Consider the following 18,032-nt stretch of genomic DNA (forward strand, 5'->3'; position numbering starts at 1 on the left):
CGCATTCGTGTCGGGGCTCGCCGGCACCTTCACCGCGTGCAACATCGCGATGCTCGCGTCCATCGGGCCGCTCGGCGCGGCGAGCGGTGGCAACGCCTGCGCCCGCGCCTGCCCGTGCCTGCGCCCGCCCGGTGGCTTCGGCCGCATGATCGCGCTCGATCCACGTTGTAGTGGTGTCGCTGGCGCCCGGAGGCCACTAGATCCAGGATCGAGCACGATCTTGCGGGCGGCGGGCGGCGGGCGGCGGGCGGCGGGCGGCGGGCTTCGGGCGTGGGCTGTTCGCGCGGAGCGCGAATGTGCATGCCGTTCACTATCGTGATCGGCCATGGGGGAGTCGGTGAAGCCGGTGGGCGAGTTGCATGTCCTCGGTCAGTCGCGGGTCTGGCCCGGCATCGCGATACCGGGGGCGATCCTGCTGGCGATGATCGTTGTCTCGGTGTTCTTCGACCTGTTCAGCGGGACCGCCCTGGTGCTCGGTGTCGGATCGATCATCGTCGCCGTCCTGCGCCTGCGAAATGCGGTGTTCGCTGACGACCTGGGGCTGCTGGTCCGCGATCGTTCAGGCTTGCGGCGTTCCTACGCCTGGGACGAGATCGAGCGCATGGGCTGGGTGGACCTGGGGATGTGGGGGGCCACCCTGGCGGTCAACCCCCGAGGTGGTCCCTACGACGTGCCGGGGCCCAACGCGTCTGTCAATGTGGGGCGCATCTGGCGTCCGGGCCGTCGACGCTCCGGCGACCCCGTGCCCGAGCTGCTCAAGGCCCACGGCATCAAGGCATTGTCTGATCAGTGAGCCCGAACGGGTCGCACCGACAGTCGACCGCCAGCCCGCCAACCGAGCCCGCCCCCCGCCAACCGAGCCCGCCCCCGCCCACCCGCAAGATCCGCGCAACTTCCCTGATGTTGCTGTCTCGGGGTCGCCGGAGGCAGCAACATCAGGGAAAGTGCGTGGATCTTGCGGGTGTATACGAGCTGCGGTTCCGTGTCCATGATCGCGCTCGAACCAGGTTGTAGTGGTGTCGTTGACCTCGCGAGGCCACTCGATCCTGGATCGAGCACGATCACGCGGGGCCTGACCGGGCTGGTCAGCACGATCACGCGGGGCCTGACCGGGCTGGTCAGCATGATCACGCGGGCCTGACCGGGCTGGTCAGCATGATCACGCGGGCCTGACCGGCGCGCGCCTCAGGAGCGCACGCGGGCCTGACCGGCGCGCGCCTCAGGAGCGCACGCGGGCAGCGTGTCGACCGGCCCGCGGCCCAGGGCTGCGGCGGCGTTCGTGCTGGGACAGGTGAAACGCTGACGCGCGGAAGGCTCACTGATAGCCGACGTGGACGATCAGCGTGCCCTCTCGGGGGTCGGCGCCCACGGAGACCGACGCCGGGTCGAACAGGGTCGGCGGCAGGCGCAGTTCCTCGGAGAGACCCATCGCGCGTGCCAGGTCTTCCGGGGACTGGCCTGCCGCCGGCACCAGGGTGATCGTTCGCCAGCATCCACCGGAGGCGCACTCGGTGCCCTCGTCGGCGACAGTCGCCCCGGAGGGCACCTGCGGCATTCGCGACGTCGGCGGCACAGCTCCCTCGGTCTTGGACAGCTGCAACCAGAGGAACGACACGCCCCACAGGCATGACAGCAGGCCCAGCGTGACGGACACGGCCACGAGGGTGCGTCCGGTGCGTCTCCTCAGCGCGGTCCGCGATGTCATCGCGCGATGGTAGCGGGGGCACCGCCGCCCAGCCGGGCGGGCGTGGGCGCAGGTCAGCCGGTGAACGGCTCCGGTCCGAGGCGGCCCCAGGCGACGAACGCGGCAAGCGCGAGGTAGACCAGATTCAGCGCGACGAACGTCCCCTCACCGAGACGCAGGTGGGTGATCATCGCGCCGACCATCAGCAGGACCCAGCAGATGGCCGTCACCGGCACCAGCACCGGTGCGATGTCCAGCACGGCGGGCAGGATGAGACCGACAGCGGCCAGGAGTTCGAGGACGCCGAGGGTCTTGACGAAGCCCACGCTGGCGTCGGCGGTCCACCCGCCGCCGTGGGCGGCGGCCAACTTCTCCTTGGGTACGAATGTCTTGGTGATGCCGCCGGTCAGGGCGACTGCGGCCAGCACTCCGGCTGCGATCCACAGAGCCAGGTTCATGAGTTGTCCATTCCGTGTCGGGGTCGCCCACCAGACACCGCCGGACGGTGCGCTGTGACAACTCGTCTGGTGACCGGGAGCACTGGCACCCGGCGTCACAGAAGACCGGCGGCCGGTGTCTGGTGGGCGACGCGGTCGAGCTCGGCGAGACTGGGGAACGCATGGATGCGGGGAGCGGGATCATGGATGCGGACAATCGGGGGGACCGGGCCGTCGACGCGTTCGTCACCCACCGAAACCTGCTCTTCACCGTCGCGTACGAGATGCTCGGCTCGGCCGCCGACGCGGAGGACGTACTCCAGGAGACCTGGCTGCGGTGGGCGGACGCGGACCTCTCGACGGTGCGGGACCAGCGTGCGTACCTGGTGCGGATCACCGCCCGCCAGTCGCTCAACCGGCTGCGGGCGGTCGGCCGGCGCAGGGAGTCCTACGTCGGCTCCTGGTTGCCCGAGCCGTTGTTGACCGCACCCGATGTCGCCGACGATGTGGAGCTCGCCGAGAGCGTCTCGATGGCGATGCTGCTGGTGCTGGAGACGCTCGCGCCGACCGAGCGGGCGGTGTTCGTCCTGCGTGAGGTCTTCGACCTCGGTTACGACGAGATCGCCGAGGCGGTCGACAAGAGTCCGGCAGCGGTCCGTCAGATCGCCCACCGTGCACGGGCGCACGTTGCCGCGCGCCGGCCCCGCGGGATGGTCTCGCCGGCCGAGACCCGGCGTGCGCTCACGGCGTTCCGGCTGGCGGTCGAGACCGGTGACGTGCAGGGCCTGCTCGACGTCCTCGCGCCGGATGTCGTGCTCCTCGGCGACGGCGGCGGGATCAAGCAGGCCGTGTTGCGGCCTGTCGTCGGGGCCGACAAGGTGGCCCGTCTGCTGTGCAGCCCACACGCCAGGACCGCGACCATGTCGCTGCACCCCACCCAGGTCAACGGCCACCCGGCGCTGGTTCTGCGGATGGACGGCGCGGTCGACACGGTCCTCGCGTTGCGGATCGACGACGGTCTGATCAGCGGGGTCTACGCCGTGCGTAACCCCGTCAAGTTGTCGCACATGCAGCGTGAGACCACCCTGCGCCGTTGACGCGGCCCGCCGCGCGCCAGAACAGTCACCAATCCGTCACCTGGCCGCTACGGGAGGTGTGCGCCCTTACGCTCGTGGGCGTGCCCGGACCTGCCGAGAAGGCCACTGAACAGGACCGGCGTGACCTCATCGTCACTGTCGCGCGGGAGTTGGCCGAGACGGAGGGCTGGGCGGGTGTGACCACCCGACGGCTCGCCGAACGCACCGAGATCGACATGGGTGACATCTATCGGCAGTTCGCCGATCTGGAGGCGCTCATCGCCGCCGTCGCGGTGTGCGCCTTCGCCGATCTGGCCGCCGATCTCGCCGAGGCGCACGCGGAGACCGCCGGCAGCTCCGAGGGGGTCTGGCCGGCGGTCGCGACCGCGTACCTCGACTTCGCGTACACCAATCCTGAGGTCTATGACGCGATGCTCGCGCTGACCCCCGACCTGGCCCTCGGCGTGGATGGTGTGCCGGCCGCCCCGCGGGCGGTCTTCGCCGAGTTGCGGGCGGCGCTGACGCCGTTGGCCGAGGGCCGCGATCCGGACACTCTCGCCGAGGTGGGGTGGAGTCTGCTGCACGGCGTGGTGATGCTCACCCGCGGTGGCCGGCTCCGACCCGAGGGGCAGGAGGATCGCGAAGCGTTGATCGCGCAACGGCTGCTGCGGTGGCCGTGACCACGCTCCCGCCGACGCGCACGGTCAGTTGATGGGCTCGCGGTCGGCGGGACCCTTGTCGGTGAACCGGAACGTGGTGTTCAGCTTCGCGTTGCCCAACTCCTTGAGGATCAGGCCGTTGCCGGGGAGGTGCTGGAGGAACCGGGTTTCGCTGCCGATCGCGTACGTGCCGTTGCCCTTGGCGATGATGGTGAACCGCTGGATCGGGTCGTCCTGGTCGCAGACGACGCCGCCGATCGTCAGTTCGGGTTCGATGTCCAGGCCGTTGACCTGCCAGCAGGAGGGGTCGTCGTTGGCGGGGTGGTCGTCCTTCACGCCGAACGCCTTGATCACGTACCGGTCGCCGCCGATGGGCGTGGGCACGAACAGGGTGCGACCGCCGGTGTCGCCGCCTTCCTCGAGCCGCCCGCTGAGTTCCAGCGCCTCCCCGTTTCCCCGTACCCGGGTGATCGTGACCTCGCGCTTGCCGGACAGCAGCGGGTCGGTCGCCGCCGCCGCCGAGGAGGCCGGAGCCGCTGCCGTCGGCGCGCTCGTCACGGTGCCGGTCGGCGTCGGCGTGCCCGCCGCGGTGCCCGGCGCCCGGTCGGCACCGCCCTGGCACCCCACGAGCGCGCTGGTGCAGGCCAGCAAGGCCGCGCCGGTGATCCACTTCATGGTGAGCATGCCGTACTCCTCAGGAGCCGTCCCGAACCTGTCGGGCGGAAATCATCATCGGTGTCGCCTGCGCATGACGACGGCCGCGCCGGAACGGTTCACGAAAACCGGGAAGATCTCAAATGGATCTTCCACCTATCCTGTCTCTCAGCCTTCGAGGCGGTGGCACGGGGAGGGGACGGCATGACTGTCGGAGTGGCGGCCCGGAAGCGGGCACAAGTGTTGATCTTTGATGCGGACGACACGTTGTGGGAGAACAACGTCGTCTTCGAGCGGGTCATCGACGACTTCCTGGGCTGGCTGGACCATCCCACACTGGACCGGGCCGAGCTGCGGGCCGTCCTCGACGACATCGAGCGGGCCAACGCGGTGGCGCACGGGTACGGCAGCAAGGTCTTCCTACGCAGCCTCGCGGAGTGCCTGGAGCGGCTGCGCGAACGGCCGGCCACCGACGCCGAACGCCAGGAGATCGACCGGCTGGCGGTGGCCCTGGTCGAGCACCAGGTGGAGCTGATGCCCGGGGTCGCCGACGCGCTCGACGAGTTGGCGGGCCGGCACGAGTTGCTGCTGCTGACCAAGGGCGACACTGAGGAGCAGCAGCGCAAGCTGGACGCCTGTGGCCTGCTGCACCACTTCGGGGCCGCGCACATCGTCGCCGAGAAGAACGTCGACACGTACCGGTGGCTCACGCGGGAGCACGGCTTCGCGCCGGCCGACGCGTGGATGATCGGCAACTCCCCGAAGTCCGACATCCTGCCGGCGCGGGCGGCCGGGTTGAACGCGGTGTTCATTCCGAACGCGAACACGTGGGTGCTGGAGAACGACGAGCTGGACCCGACCGACGACAGGGTGTTGCGGCTCGCCGCGTTCCGGGACCTGCTGCGGCACTTCTGACCGGAAGCCGAACAGCGTCGGCGATCATGGTCGCGTTACGCCGAGATGCCTGTTTTTCACAGTGGGAGCAGTCCTGCCGCGGGCCGACCGTCGTGGCTTGTCCGGCCGGTCGGAGCCCGCCTAGCCTGGTCCGGCGCTCGCTGCCCCTCGGGGTGTGTCGGGCGCGTCGGCGTTCGGCGGGTGAGCACCGTGGAGCTGAGTGCTGACGGAGTGGCCGGCCGGCCCCGTTCTGGCGGGTGGCGTCGTGTCACGCCCCCGCGGTGGGGTGGCGGAGCTGTCCGCTTCCCTGTCGGGCGGCCGAGGGGTCAGGGCCGGGTAGTTGCGGACCCGGTCCTGACCCGGCCGGCGAAAACGGTGGCGAGTGGGGCAGACCGTGTGCCGGGTCGACTGTCAGGATGGCGGCATGAAGCGTAGATCTCTCCTGCTCGGCGCGGCGGCGGGTCTGGCCGCACCGGCCGTGCTCGCACCGGCCGCTCCCGCACTCGGTGCGACAGTGCGGCCGCAACCGGCCTGGGGCATCGCCCCGGTTCCCGGCCCTCGGGTGCCGCGTCACAACCGGGCCACCGAGTTGCGGACGCTGCCGGCGGAGACGAAGCAGGTGATCATTGTCGGCGCCACCAGCTACACCACCACGTACGCGACGCTCGAGGCGTACGTGCGGGTGCGCAACGGCTGGCAGCCGGCCGCGGCGAAGTTGCCCGCCCGGATCGGCTCGAAGGGCTTCAGCGACAACCACGTGGAGGGTGTGCCGACCACGCCGACGGGCGTCTACTCGATCGGCAGCACCATGTACGGCATCTCCGCCAACCCGGGTGTGCGGTACCCCTACCACCGGCTGGTCAGCGGTGACTGGTGGAACGAGAACCCGTCGTCGTCGCGCTACAACACGTTCGAGCACAGTACGACGAACCCGGGCGGGGCCAGCGAGGCGTTGTGGAAGGAGGTCCCCGCGTACACGCACTTCGCGGTGATCACCTACAACATGACGCCGAACGTCCCGAAGCCGGTGCCGAACGCGGGCAGTGGGATCTTCCTGCACCAGTTCAGCACCAGCGCCGGCAACGCCACCGCCGGCTGTGTCTCGCTCGCCCACGATCACCTGGTCAACGTGCTCAACTGGCTGGACCCGGCGCTGTCACCGCGGATCGTGCTCAGCCCGTACGCCCAGCTCAGCAGGTATTGAGAGGGGTTGCGGCTCAGCCGGCCTCGCGTCGGACGATCGCCACCGCCACCTTGCAGAACTCGTCCATGTCCGGGTTGAAGCCGGCGGCGATGTCGGGATGCAACCCGGAGCGGGTCTCCTCCAACAGTTGTTGGCAGACCTGTTCGACCGGTTCGCCGGCGTAGCCGGCGCGGACCCGGTCGGTGGCGGCCTGAAGCGCCGAGGTCAGCTGCTCCTCCAGCGGGCCGCGCAGCTTCTGCTGCACGGGGTCGAGCCCGCGGGGGTCGAGCGTGACATGTGGCTCCGTCATCGGTGCTCCCTTCGTCGGCGTCCGCGATACCCCACCGCGGACGTCGGTCAAACCCCGGTCGGTACGGCGGCGACCCGCACCTGGTACGAGAAGTCCTCCGCCGGTTCCTCGTGGTACGACAACCGGCGGATCTGCCGGTCGTCGTCGTACAGAGCGACGTCCACCAGGACGCCGAGGTGGGCGAGGCCGATGGTCGACACCCGCTTCTTGTCCTGCAACACCGCGCAGATGCCGCCGAGCAGGGTGCTGGCGTCGGACGTACGGTGCCCGGGCGGGCAGCGCAACACCAGGTCCACCTCGACCGGCCCGGGCAACGGTGTCCAGCCGGTGCGCTGGGCCGCGACGAGGGCGGCCTGGAGCAGGGTGCGGACCCTCGTCGCCTGCCGGTGCCCGGCGGCGAAGATGGACAACGCTTCGGTCTTGACCGGTGGCAGGCCGCTCACCTCGAATGTCAGGGCGAGAGCGCGGGTGTCCTGCACGACGGCACCTCCTCGTTGGGACGATCCTGCCGAACCGGGGGAGGGGCGGTGGGTGGTTCCCGCGATTACCAACCGATCGGGCAGGCGTGGGTCGGCCGGAGGCGTGTCGACGGCGGTGGCGAACGCGCCAGCTACGGCGCTAGGAAAACGCTAGCTGACGACGCCCGCGCTCGGTAGTCGGTCGTTCACCCGGTGGTGCGTGGTGCGAAGGCGCAGAACTCGTTGCCCTCCGGGTCGGCGAGCACCCACCATCGGCTCTGGGCGTTCGACTCGTGCAGCAGTGTCGCGCCGGCGTCGAGCAGCGCGGTCGGCTCCGGGTCGATCAGGTCGACGTCCCAGTGCATTCGGTTCTTGACCGTCTTGGGCTCGGGCACGCCGGCGAAGACCCAGTAGTCCCAGGGGAACCCGGCCGCGCCGGTGACTCCCGCGTGGGTCGACTCGTCCTCGACGGTGCCGCCGACCACCCCGGCCCACCAGGTTGCCTGCGCGACCGGGTCGGCCGAGTCGACGACCAGCTCGAACGGACCTGGCCGGGTGCCCTCGCGAGCCGCGAACGCGCAGAACTCGTTGCCCTCCGGGTCGACAAGCACCCACCAGGTGTCGTCGCCGGTCGGTTCGCGCACCAGTCGGGCGCCGTCCGCGAGCAGCGCCGCCGGGTCCGCGTCGGCCAACCGCAGATCGAGGTGTACGCGGGTCTTGACGACCCGCGGTTCGGGCACCCTGTTCACCCAGATCGACTCGGCGTGGGAGCGTGCGGAGCGCGGGTCGACGCGGGTGTCGCCATCGCCGGCGTCGGCCACGTCCCCGTCGAGCATCCGGGCCCAGAAGGCGCCGAGGGCGAGCGGGTCGTGGGCGTCCAGGCAGAGGTCCTTGAAGCGCGCGATCATCGTGCCAGCATGCCTGCTCCCGAGGGCGGGCGCTGGGCCTGGCCGCGATCTTGCACTTACTGTCCCGACACAGGCGGCATTCCCCGCATATCGACAACAGGAACTGCAAGATCGGCGCGGCGCGCGGGCTTCTCCGGGTCAGTGCTGCTTGGCGTACGCGATGAAGGTCTTCCAGGCCGTGGGGGCGATGTGCAGGGTGCCGCCGTCGCGGTCCTTGGTGTCGCGCACCAGCACCACGCTCGGCAGGTTGTCGGCGACCTCGACGCAGGACCCGCCGTTGCCGCCGGACCGGGTCGACTTGCGCCACTGGGGGGTCAGCATGCCCATGACTTGGCCACTTCCTTGATCAGGTCGCTTGACTGCCGGCGGGGGAGCGCCTCGTTCCGCACGATCTCCCATGTCTTCGCCAGCTTAGCGACGTCGGTCGAAGCATCGACGAACTGTGCGGTGAGCTGGTTGTCGGCGTGCGCCACCCGCTCACCGTCGGGCATCTCGGCGATGATGAACTGACCAGCCAGCCCCAGGTACATTCCAGCATCCGTCGGGACGATGTGCACCTGGATATGCTCCGCCGCCGTCAACTGGGCGAGGTGTTCGCACTGCTCGACCATGAGGCCCGGCTGATTGAGCACCGGCCGGCGCAACACCGCCTCGTCCAGCACCGCGATGAGCTGCGGCGGGTGCGGGCGGTGCAGGATCGCCTGCCGCTCCAGCCGGGAGGCGACGATCCGGTCCACGTCCTCGGCGTCGAACCGGCCACCGGCCAGTGTGGCGCGCGCGTACCGCTCGGTCTGGAGCAGGCCCGGCACGTACGCCAACTCGAACCAGCGCAGCGTGGTGGCCTCCCGCTCGAACTCGATCCACTCGCGCAGCCAGGCCGGCTCGGCGTCGAGCCGGGCCAACCCGTCCAACATGCGCAGGAACCGCCCACCGGTCCGGTGGTGGGTGTCGACAGCCCGCATGTACTCCTTTGTGGGCGGACGCCCACCGGTCTCCACGGAACTGACGTGCGAACCCGAATAGCCGATGCCCCTGCCGAAGTCGTCCTGGCTGAGCCCGACCTCCGTCCGGAACAGGCGCAGTTCGTCAAGCACGTAGTCGGTGACGGTCCCCATCGATTCCCCAACCTTCGCTCAGTCTGGCTCGGCGTGTCCCTCGGCTGTGCTCACCTGGACCGCTGAGCTGCACGGATGGCGCGAGCACGTATCGACGGTAGTCGTGTCATCACCAGACTGTCACCAGTGGCGGGTCTGCCGGTGGCCGCAATGGCGGCGGTGGGCCCTGCCCCCGGGGTCGCTCCCGTTCCCCCCTTGCGGGAGCGGCCCCCACCCCGCCCCCGAGGAGGTCGATGTGCCCACCCCGACGGACCGGCAGCCAGCGGTGCGGTGGCGGTGATGGTGGTCCGGCCGCCCGTCCCGCACGTCGCCATGCGCCCGCTGTGGCGGTGCCGCAACTGTGGCAGCGAATGGCCCTGTCAGCCGGCCAAGCTCGCCCTGCTGACGGAGTACCGGGCCAGCCGCACTTCGCTGCTGATCTACCTCGGCACCCTGATGCACGAGGCGACGAACCAGCTCACCCAACTCCACCCGGACCACCCGCCGACCCGGATGACCGAACGCTTCCTTTCCTGGGCCCGAGCCCGGGGCTGACGGCCGGCCGCCGTGCCGCTGGTCGACGCGCAGGGCACCCGCGGCCAGTGGCTGTGCGCACGCTCGATGTAACAGCCAGGTTTCGTGGCTCAACGGGTGGGGCAGAGTAGCCGTACAGAGTGTCCGAGCCGGTGTTTCCGCAGCTTGCCGACTCGGAATCGGCTCGCCGTGCGCCGGGGCACGGATGCCCTCCCCGGCCTTTCGCCGAGGAGAGGGGGAGTGCGATGACGGACCCCGAAACGGCTCGACACCGACGCCGGCCGGTTGCACGGCTGGGCGTGGCCGCTGCCGCGCTGGCACTCGTCGCACCGCTGGCCGCGTGCGGCGCTGACGACGCTGGCGGCCCACCGACGATCAACATGTACTACCCGCCCGAGCAGAACCTGCAGAAAGTCGTCGACGACTGCAACGCGCAGGCCCAGGGGCGGTACGAGATCGCCTACCGGGTGCTGCCCCGGCAGGCAGACGACCAGCGGGTGCAGATGGTGCGCCGGTTGGCCGCCGAGGACAGCGGAATGGACCTGCTCGGGCTGGACGTCACCTGGACCCAGGAGTTCGCCAGCGCCGACTGGATTCGAGAGTGGACCGGCCAGGACAAGGCCGAGGTCGAGCAGGGCACCCTCGCCGGGCCGTTGGACACCGCCCGGTACGAGGACAAGCTGTACGCGGCACCGAAGAACACGAACGTCCAGTTGCTCTGGTACCGCAAGGACCTGGTGCCGCAGCCGCCGACCACCTGGGACCAGATGATCAGCGCGGCCCAACAGCTCAAGGACCAGGGCAAGCCGTACCAGGTGCTCACCATGGGCGCCCAGTACGAAGGTCTGGTCGTCCTCTACAACACCCTGGCCGAGAGCGCCGGTGGAAAGATCCTCAGCGACGACGGCAAGAAGGCCGTGATGGACGACGGTACGGTCCGGGCGCTGGAGCAGCTGAAGAAGTTCGCCACGTCGGGCGTGACGTCGCCGTCGTTCAGCAACGCCACCGAGGACCCGGTCCGGTTGGAGTTCCAGTCCGGCTCGGGCGCGTTCCAGGTGAACTGGCCGTTCGTCTACCCGGCCCTTCAAGAGGCGAACCCGGAGCTGGCCAAGCAGGTCGGCTGGGCGCGGATCCCGGGCCTCGACGAGGGCACCCCCAGCAAGGTCACCATCGGTGGGGTCAACCTGGCGGTCAGCTCCTACTCCAAGCACCCGGAGCAGACCTTCGAGGCCGCCCGGTGCATCCGCAGCGCCGAGCACCAGAAGTTCTCCGCCATCAACGACGGGGTGCCGCCCACCATCGAGGCGGTCTTCGACGACCCCGAGATGACCGAGGCGTACCCGATGAAGGACACCATCCTGGAGGAGCTGAAGGAGCCGGCGACGCGTCCGCTGACCCCCGCCTACCAGAGCATCTCCACTGTGATGTCGGCGATCTTGTCGCCGCCGTCGGACATCCGTCCACAGCAGACCGCCGACGAGCTGCGTGGCGCCATCGCCGACGCCCTCCAGTCCAAGGGGGTCCTTCCATGAGCGCGAGGAGTGAGCCGACCGTGACCCGGCCCGCCACCACCGAGACGCCCGAGCAGACCGACGTCCAGCGCCCGGCGGTGCCCACCCAGCGCGGCGGCCGTCGCAAGCCCCCGTTGAGCGCGAACAAGAAGGCCGAACGCCGGCTCGGGCTGCTGCTCTGCGCGCCGGCCGCGCTGGTCATGATCGCGGTGACCGCGTACCCGATCATCTATTCGGTGTGGTTGTCGTTGCAGCGCTTCGACCTGCGCTTTCCCGACCAGCGTGAGTTCATCGGCCTGGAGAACTACGTCACAGTGCTCACCAACGAGTTCTGGTGGACCGCGTTCGGGGTGACCGCGCTGATCACGGTGGTCACCGTGGCGATCGAGCTGGTGCTCGGCATGGGCCTGGCGATCATCATGCACCGCACCATCATCGGCCGCGGCCTGGTCCGGACCTCCGCACTGATCCCCTACGGCATCGTCACGGTGGTCGCCGCGTTCTCGTGGCGGTACGCCTGGACGCCCGGCACCGGCTACCTGGCCGACCTGTTCAGCGACGGCGCGCCGCTCACCGAACGGGCCAGCTCCCTGGCGATCATCATGCTGGCGGAGATCTGGAAGACCACCCCGTTCATGGCGTTGCTGCTGATGGCCGGGCTGGCACTCGTGCCGGAGGACCTGCTCAAGGCGGCCTCCACCGACGGCGCCACCGCCTGGCAGAAGTTCACGAAGGTGATGCTGCCGGTGATGAAGCCGGCGATCCTCGTCGCGTTGCTGTTCCGCACCCTCGACGCGTTCCGGGTCTTCGACAACATCTTCGTGTTGACCGCCGGCGGCAACGAGACCTCATCCGTGTCGATGCTCGCCTACAACAACCTGATCCGGGGTCTCAACCTCGGCATCGGCTCGACGATGTCGGTGCTGATCTTCATCACCGTGGCGATCATCGCCTTCGTCTTCGTGAAGCTGTTCGGCACCGCTGCCCCCGGCAGCGACGACTCCGAGAGGCGCTGACATGGCTGTCGAAACCACCACCAGGGCAAAACTGCGCTGGGGTCTGCTCGACGTCCTCGTGGTCGTCTTCGCGCTGGTCCCGGTGCTGTGGATCGCGTCGCTGTCGTTCAAGACGCCGGCCACCCTCACCGACGGGAACTTCATCCCCCGGGAGTGGACGCTCGACAACTACCGGACCATCTTCGACACCGACCAGTTCGTCCGGGCGCTGGTCAACTCGATCGGCATCGCGCTGATCGCCACCCTCGTCGCGGTGGTGCTCGGGGCGATGGCCGCGTACGCCATCAGCCGGCTGGACTTCCCCGGCAAGAAGCTGCTGGTCGGCGTCTCACTGCTGATCGCGATGTTCCCCCAGGTGTCACTGGTGTCGCCGCTGTTCGAGATCGAACGACAGCTCAGGATCTTCGACACCTGGCTCGGGCTGATCCTGCCGTACATCACCTTCGCGCTGCCGCTGGCGATCTACACGCTGTCGGCGTTCTTCAAGCAGATCCCCTGGGATCTGGAGAAGGCCGCCAAGATGGACGGCGCCACCCAGGGGCAGGCGTTCCGGCGGGTCATCGCGCCACTGGCCGCGCCCGGACTGTTCACCACGGCGATCCTGGTCTTCATCTTCTGCTGGAACGACTTCCTGTTCGCCATCTCGCTGACCTCGACCGAGCGGTCCCGCACGGTGCCGGCCGCGTTGTCGTTCTTCACCGGCGCGTCGCAGTTCGAGGACCCCACCGGGGCGATCTGCGCCGCCGCCGTGGTGATCACCGTGCCGATCATTCTGTTCGTCCTCTTCTTCCAGCGTCGCATCGTGTCCGGTCTGACCTCCGGCGCAGTCAAGGGATAGGTGGTAGTCATGGCTGACATCGTGCTGGACAAGGTGAGCAAGAGCTTCCCGGACGGGACCGTCGCCGTGCAGGACGTCGACCTGGAAATCGCCGACGGCGAGTTCGTGATCCTGGTCGGGCCCTCCGGCTGCGGAAAGTCCACCACCCTCAACATGATCGCCGGGCTGGAGGACATCAGCTCCGGTGAGCTACGCATCGCCGGGCAGCGGGTCAACGACAAGGCCCCCCGGGACCGGGACATCGCGATGGTGTTCCAGTCGTACGCGCTGTACCCGAACATGACGGTGCGGGAGAACATGGCGTTCCCGTTGCGGCTGGCGAAGCTCGACAAGGAGACCATCGACCGCAAGGTCGACGAGGCGGCGAAGGTGCTGGAGCTGACCTCACTGCTGGACCGCAAGCCGGCCAACCTCTCCGGTGGCCAGCGTCAGCGGGTGGCGATGGGACGGGCGATCGTCCGCCAGCCGAAGGCGTTCCTGATGGACGAGCCGTTGTCCAACCTCGACGCCAAGCTGCGGGTGCAGATGCGCACCGTCGTGTCCCGCCTCCAGAAGCAGCTCGGCACCACCACCGTTTACGTCACCCACGACCAGACCGAGGCGATGACCCTCGGCGACCGTGTGGTGATCATGCGCGGGGGCGCGGTGCAGCAGATCGGGCCACCCCAGGAGCTGTACGACCACCCGAAGAACCTCTTCGTGGCCGGCTTCATCGGCTCACCGTCGATGAATTTCCTGCACGCCGCCGTGCAGGACGGCGAGTTGCACACCGCCCTGGGAAAGGTGCCGATCGGTGACCGGGTACGCCGCGAACTGGAGTCGGCCGACGCGCCCCGCGAGCTGATCCTCGGCATCCGCCCCGAGCACTTCGAGGACGCCGAACTGATCGACGACGACACCCGTCGGCGGGGCATGGAATTCGAGGCACCGGTGGACATCGTCGAGTCGATGGGCTCGGACAAGTACGTCTACTTCACCGTCGAGGGGGAGAAGGCAAGCGCCGCCGAATTGGAGGAGCTGGCCGCCGACGCCGGTGCCGCCGACTTCGCCGGCGCGGGCGGCAACCTGGTCACCCGCCTGTCCGCGGAGTCCCCGGTCGCCGAGGGCCAGTCCCGCCGGGTCTGGTTCAACCTGGAGAAGATCCACCTGTTCGACCCAGCCACCGGCCGCAACCTGACCCTGCACGAAGGCCGAGCCGCCGGAGCACTAGCCGACTAAAGCCCGGCCCGGCCTCGCGCTTAGCTCGCGTCGATCTTGCAGTTTCGGTTGTCGAAACAGGTGGATTGCCCCTTATGTCGGCACACAAACTGCAAGATCGGCGGGGCGAGGGGCGAGGGGCGAGGGGCGAGGGGCGCGGGGCGAGGGCACGGGGTGCGGGGTGCGGGTTGGGGTTGGGCGCTGCGGGGTGGGGTTGGGCGTGGCAGGGTGGTCGAAGGTCGCGTGGGAAGCGGGGGACGGATGAACCGACGATTGGCCGCGCTGGCCAACGCACACGGTGTTTCCACCTGGTACGAGGACTGGCGGCAGCGCCGCGTCGAGGTCGCACCGGAAACCGTGGTCGGTGTGCTGGGGCTGCTCGGGGTGGACGCCACCAGCCCGACGGCCATCGCCGACGCGCTCGCCGCCGCCCGTGCTGTCGACCGGAGCGCCCTGCCGGAGACCGTCGTGCTGGTGCAGGGGCGCAGCCGGGCGCTGCCCGGCCCGGGGGTGGTGACCCTGGAGGACGGTGGTCGTCGCGCCGTGGACGGTGAGCTGCCAGCGGACCTGCCGCTGGGTTGGCACCGGCTGGCCTGCGCCGAGCGGGACGTGACGCTGGTGGTGGTGCCGCGCCGGCTGCCCGTGCCGCCGCGGACGTGGGGGTGGATGCTCCAGCTCTACGCGCTCAGCTCGGAACGTTCCTGGGGGATGGGCGACCTCGGTGACCTTGCCGAGTTCACCGGGTGGGCCGGGGACACCGGGGCCGGTCTGGTGCTGCTCAACCCGCTGCACGCGGTCGGGCCGGCGCATCCGGTGGCCACCTCACCGTATTCGCCCGCCAGTCGACGCTTCGTCAACCCGCTGTACCTGCGGGTGAGCGACACCGCCGCGTACCGGGCGGCGGACCCGGCGACCCGTGCGGTGGTCGACGCGCTGCGTCCCGACCTGGGTTTCCTGATCAACTACGACGAGGTGTGGGCCGCCAAGCGGCGCGCGCTGGAGTTGCTGCACCCGTACGCCCAGCCGGTGGATTTTGCCGCGGACCCGGCGCTCACCAGTTTCGCCACCTGGTGCGCGTTGGCCGAGCGGTACGGCAACGACTGGCGTGCCTGGCCGGCGGAGCTGCACCACCCGGACGCCCCGGCGGTCGCGAAGCAGCGTCGGCAGCTCGCCGACCGGGTGGCCTTCCACGCCTGGCTGCAACACCTCTGCGACGAGCAGCTCGACGCCGTCACGGCGGCGGCCCGTTCGGCGGGGATGCCGGTGGGCGTCGTGCACGACCTGGCCGTCGGCATCGACCCGGGCGGTGCGGACGGGTGGCAGCTCGCCGACGTGCTGGCCCAGGGGGTGCGCGTCGGTGCGCCGCCGGACGACTTCAACCAGCTCGGCCAGGACTGGGGGCTCGCCGCGTGGCGCCCGGACCGGCTCGCCGCCACCGGGTACGCCGCCTACCGGGACATGCTGCGCCGCGGGCTGCGGCACGCGGGTGGCCTGCGGGTCGACCACGTCGCCGGTCTGTGGCGGCTGTGGTGGGTGCCGCCGGGCGGCGGGGCGGCCGAGGGCACCTACGTGCGGTACGACGCGGAGGCCATGCTCGGCATCCTCGCCCTGGAAGCGCACCGGGCAGGTGCGGTGGTGGTCGGTGAGGATCTTGGTACGGTCCAACCGGCGGTGACCCGAGGGTTGCGGGGGCGCAACATGCTCGGTTCGACAGTGCTGTGGTTCGCGCGTGACGACGCCGGTGACTTTGTTCCACCGGCCCGGTGGCCGCGCAACGCTCTCGCCACGATCTCCACTCATGACCTGCCCACCGCTCCGGGCTTCCTGACCGGCGAGCACGTGCGGGTGCGCGACGAGTTGAAACTGCTCGACACCGACGTGGCGGTGGAGCGGGCCCGCGCCGCCGCCGATCGGGAACGGCTGCTCGGCATGTTGCGCACCGAGAAGCTGCTGCCCGCGCCGACGCCGCAGCTACCGGCCGTGACTGTCGCATCCGCGGGTGCAGAGCAAAGGACGGATACCGATCAGGTGGTGCCCGATGCGGCAGCGGCACCTGACGACGGTGAGGTGGTGGTGGCGATGCACGCCGCCCTCGCGGCCAGCCCGACCCGGCTGCTCGGCGTCTCCCTCTACGACGTGCTCGGCGAGGTGCGCCAACCCAACATGCCGGGCACTGTCGACGAGTATCCGAACTGGCGGCTGCCGCTGCCGGCGAGCGTGGCGCAGATTCGCGCGGACCCGCGGGTGGCCCGCATCGTCGACCTGCTCAGCGCCGCCCGCCCACGACCGGCCGGCCGGACCCCGGCCGCCGACGAGGAGTGACGCCGCCCGGGGGTCAGGTCAGCCAGTCGAAGCGGGCCGGCAGCCCGAGGAAGTCGGCGTAGCGCCCGAGTGCCTGCTCCGCCCGGGCCCGGGCCGCGACGTCGAGCGTCGTGAGCGGCCGGATCGTCACGGTCACGGCGGTGCGGCCGATCTTGCGTTTCCACACGCCCACCACCCGACCGGCGCGGACCACTGTGGACTGGAAGATGCCGTTGTTGCCCGGCACCACGGCCGCCAGGTGGGCGGGGTCGAGCATCAACGTGCGGTCCCGGAAACCGAGCAGGTACTCGTCGAAGCCGGGCAGTGCCAGCACGTCGTCCGGCGCAGTGCGGGGCGCGTCGGCCACTGCCGCGTCGACGTACATCGGGGTGCCGTCGACTCGTACCGTGCTCAGCGCGTCGCCGGTGGCGGTCAGGCCACGTCGGGCGTCGGTGAGGGTGAGACCGCTCCAGCCGGCGAACTCGCGGTCGGTGACCGGGCCGTGCCCGCGAACGTAGCGGAGGGCCAGCAGGGCGAGCGCCTCGTCGCGCTCCCACCGGTGGGACTCGGGTGCCCACTCGTCGAGCAGGACGAAGGTCTGGTCGGTGCCGACGTTCGGCGCCACGCAGATCACGCCGCGCACGCTCGCATACCACAACAGGTGGTAACCACGCTGCCCGTCGGTGCCCAGGCCCGCCGCGCGGAGCGTGGCCAGGCACTGCGCGCGGGTGAGCCGCCCGCCGCCGGCCAGCGCGCCGCCGAGGACGTCCACCGCCCGGTCCGCGTCGGCCTCGGTGAGGCCGAGCTGCGCCCGCCGGCTCGCCACGCCGGCAAGCGACCGTACGCCGGTCAGCTCCAGCATCCAGTGGGCGTCGGCGGGCCGGACGAGGTGCACGGTGCCCCGCATCGGCCAGGTGCGCAGCGCCTCGCGCCGCTCCATCGCCGCCTGCACGTCGGCGAGCGTCCACCCGGGCAGCCGGGCACCCAGCGACCACAGCCCACTGGCCAGGTCCTGTGCCTGCATCGCACCGAACCACTCGACCACGTCGGCGACGGTGCCGGGTCTGATGCTCGGATGCGGACGCAGCAGCAGGCTGGTCATCCGCAGCGCCAGCGCGTCGGCGGCGCTGAGGTCGACAGGCATCGGGCGCTCCTTTCATGCCGGGCGGCCAGCCTAGGGCCTACCACCGACATTCCTGCTGGTGGGAGGGCGTAATGGCGGTCGTCGGGGGAAAGCGGCCGTCGGAAGTGCGCGCGCCGCGCGTACGGAGGGGAAAC

General features: G+C 70.1%; 21 protein-coding genes. 12 read left to right on the plus strand and 9 right to left on the minus strand.

Going from position 1 to position 18,032, the window contains the following annotated elements; genetic code table 11:
- The first annotated feature begins 325 nt into the window (after nt 1-325).
- Both ABZ406_RS28750 and ABZ406_RS28755 read left to right on the plus strand, forming a co-directional pair.
- On the plus strand, nt 326-793 hold the full coding sequence (locus ABZ406_RS28750; RefSeq protein WP_357768231.1) for a hypothetical protein: 468 nt from the start codon (nt 326-328) through the stop codon (nt 791-793).
- 189 nt (nt 794-982) lie between these two features.
- Nucleotides 983-1,141 carry a hypothetical protein gene (locus tag ABZ406_RS28755; RefSeq protein WP_357768234.1) on the plus strand — a complete coding sequence of 53 codons (159 nt, stop codon included), beginning with the start codon at nt 983-985 and terminating at the stop codon, nt 1,139-1,141.
- Nucleotides 1,142-1,315: 174 nt separating this feature from the next.
- Here the strand turns inward: ABZ406_RS28755 and ABZ406_RS28760 are convergent, their stop codons facing one another.
- Nucleotides 1,316-1,705, minus strand: a complete 390-nt coding sequence (locus ABZ406_RS28760) for a hypothetical protein (RefSeq protein WP_357768238.1) — start codon at nt 1,703-1,705, stop codon at nt 1,316-1,318.
- A 53-nt stretch (nt 1,706-1,758) separates the two neighbouring features.
- On the minus strand, nt 1,759-2,142 hold the full coding sequence (locus tag ABZ406_RS28765) for a DoxX family protein (RefSeq protein WP_357768241.1): 384 nt from the start codon (nt 2,140-2,142) through the stop codon (nt 1,759-1,761).
- A 182-nt stretch (nt 2,143-2,324) separates the two neighbouring features.
- Here ABZ406_RS28765 and ABZ406_RS28770 point away from each other — a divergent pair, with 182 nt between their 5' ends.
- On the plus strand, nt 2,325-3,218 hold the full coding sequence (locus ABZ406_RS28770; RefSeq protein ID WP_357768244.1) for an RNA polymerase sigma-70 factor: 894 nt from the start codon (nt 2,325-2,327) through the stop codon (nt 3,216-3,218).
- Between the two features lie 80 nt (nt 3,219-3,298).
- Complete coding sequence (locus ABZ406_RS28775) at nt 3,299-3,877, plus strand: TetR/AcrR family transcriptional regulator (RefSeq protein WP_357768247.1); 579 nt, start codon at nt 3,299-3,301, stop codon at nt 3,875-3,877.
- 24 nt (nt 3,878-3,901) lie between these two features.
- On the opposite strand, the gene ABZ406_RS28780 is transcribed toward ABZ406_RS28775, so the two are convergent.
- The gene (locus ABZ406_RS28780; RefSeq protein ID WP_357768250.1) at nt 3,902-4,540 is read right to left on the minus strand and encodes a hypothetical protein; all 639 of its coding nucleotides are present in this window, start codon (nt 4,538-4,540) and stop codon (nt 3,902-3,904) included.
- Nucleotides 4,541-4,714: 174 nt separating this feature from the next.
- Here ABZ406_RS28780 and ABZ406_RS28785 point away from each other — a divergent pair, with 174 nt between their 5' ends.
- Together ABZ406_RS28785 and ABZ406_RS28790 are read left to right on the plus strand one after the other, a co-directional pair.
- The gene (locus tag ABZ406_RS28785) at nt 4,715-5,425 is read left to right on the plus strand and encodes an HAD family hydrolase (RefSeq protein ID WP_357768253.1); all 711 of its coding nucleotides are present in this window, start codon (nt 4,715-4,717) and stop codon (nt 5,423-5,425) included.
- 403 nt (nt 5,426-5,828) lie between these two features.
- Complete coding sequence (locus ABZ406_RS28790) at nt 5,829-6,608, plus strand: L,D-transpeptidase family protein (protein ID WP_357768256.1); 780 nt, start codon at nt 5,829-5,831, stop codon at nt 6,606-6,608.
- 13 nt (nt 6,609-6,621) lie between these two features.
- Here ABZ406_RS28790 and ABZ406_RS28795 read toward each other — a convergent pair whose 3' ends face one another.
- The 5 genes from ABZ406_RS28795 to ABZ406_RS28815 all read right to left on the minus strand — a co-directional run bounded on the left by ABZ406_RS28795 (nt 6,622) and on the right by ABZ406_RS28815 (nt 9,378).
- The gene (locus ABZ406_RS28795) at nt 6,622-6,897 is read right to left on the minus strand and encodes a hypothetical protein (RefSeq protein ID WP_357768259.1); all 276 of its coding nucleotides are present in this window, start codon (nt 6,895-6,897) and stop codon (nt 6,622-6,624) included.
- 47 nt (nt 6,898-6,944) lie between these two features.
- Nucleotides 6,945-7,376, minus strand: coding sequence for a hypothetical protein (locus tag ABZ406_RS28800; RefSeq protein ID WP_357768262.1), 432 nt, complete (start codon nt 7,374-7,376; stop codon nt 6,945-6,947).
- A gap of 185 nt (nt 7,377-7,561) precedes the next feature.
- Nucleotides 7,562-8,263, minus strand: coding sequence for a VOC family protein (locus ABZ406_RS28805; RefSeq protein WP_357768265.1), 702 nt, complete (start codon nt 8,261-8,263; stop codon nt 7,562-7,564).
- A gap of 138 nt (nt 8,264-8,401) precedes the next feature.
- Nucleotides 8,402-8,584: a DUF397 domain-containing protein gene (locus ABZ406_RS28810; RefSeq protein ID WP_357768347.1), complete on the minus strand. Its 183-nt coding sequence runs from the start codon at nt 8,582-8,584 to the stop codon at nt 8,402-8,404.
- A complete protein-coding gene (locus ABZ406_RS28815) occupies nt 8,578-9,378 on the minus strand; it encodes a helix-turn-helix transcriptional regulator (protein ID WP_357768268.1) in 801 nt (266 codons plus the stop codon). Before ABZ406_RS28815 ends, ABZ406_RS28810 begins: the two co-directional genes overlap by 7 nt.
- Before the next feature lie 279 nt (nt 9,379-9,657).
- On the opposite strand from ABZ406_RS28815, the gene ABZ406_RS28820 reads away from it, so the two are divergent.
- The 6 genes from ABZ406_RS28820 (at nt 9,658) to malQ (ending at nt 16,775) form a co-directional block, all read left to right on the plus strand.
- The gene (locus tag ABZ406_RS28820; RefSeq protein WP_357768350.1) at nt 9,658-9,912 is read left to right on the plus strand and encodes a flavin reductase; all 255 of its coding nucleotides are present in this window, start codon (nt 9,658-9,660) and stop codon (nt 9,910-9,912) included.
- Between the two features lie 224 nt (nt 9,913-10,136).
- Nucleotides 10,137-11,423 (plus strand): ABC transporter substrate-binding protein, encoded by a 1,287-nt coding sequence (locus ABZ406_RS28825; protein ID WP_357768271.1) that lies wholly within the window; start codon nt 10,137-10,139, stop codon nt 11,421-11,423.
- Nucleotides 11,420-12,418 carry a sugar ABC transporter permease gene (locus ABZ406_RS28830; protein WP_357768274.1) on the plus strand — a complete coding sequence of 333 codons (999 nt, stop codon included), beginning with the start codon at nt 11,420-11,422 and terminating at the stop codon, nt 12,416-12,418. The genes ABZ406_RS28825 and ABZ406_RS28830 overlap by 4 nt, the downstream gene beginning before the upstream one ends.
- 1 nt (nt 12,419) lies before the next feature.
- On the plus strand, nt 12,420-13,256 hold the full coding sequence (locus tag ABZ406_RS28835) for a carbohydrate ABC transporter permease (protein ID WP_357768277.1): 837 nt from the start codon (nt 12,420-12,422) through the stop codon (nt 13,254-13,256).
- Between the two features lie 9 nt (nt 13,257-13,265).
- Nucleotides 13,266-14,474, plus strand: coding sequence for a sn-glycerol-3-phosphate ABC transporter ATP-binding protein UgpC (ugpC, locus tag ABZ406_RS28840; RefSeq protein ID WP_357768280.1), 1,209 nt, complete (start codon nt 13,266-13,268; stop codon nt 14,472-14,474).
- A gap of 240 nt (nt 14,475-14,714) precedes the next feature.
- Nucleotides 14,715-16,775, plus strand: a complete 2,061-nt coding sequence (gene malQ / locus ABZ406_RS28845) for a 4-alpha-glucanotransferase (RefSeq protein ID WP_357768283.1) — start codon at nt 14,715-14,717, stop codon at nt 16,773-16,775.
- A gap of 13 nt (nt 16,776-16,788) precedes the next feature.
- On the opposite strand, the gene ABZ406_RS28850 is transcribed toward malQ, so the two are convergent.
- Complete coding sequence (locus tag ABZ406_RS28850) at nt 16,789-17,898, minus strand: winged helix DNA-binding domain-containing protein (protein ID WP_357768287.1); 1,110 nt, start codon at nt 17,896-17,898, stop codon at nt 16,789-16,791.
- Between the last annotated feature and the right edge of the window lie 134 nt (nt 17,899-18,032).

The organism is Micromonospora sp. NPDC005710 (assembly GCF_040630995.1).
Classification (GTDB): domain Bacteria; phylum Actinomycetota; class Actinomycetes; order Mycobacteriales; family Micromonosporaceae; genus Micromonospora.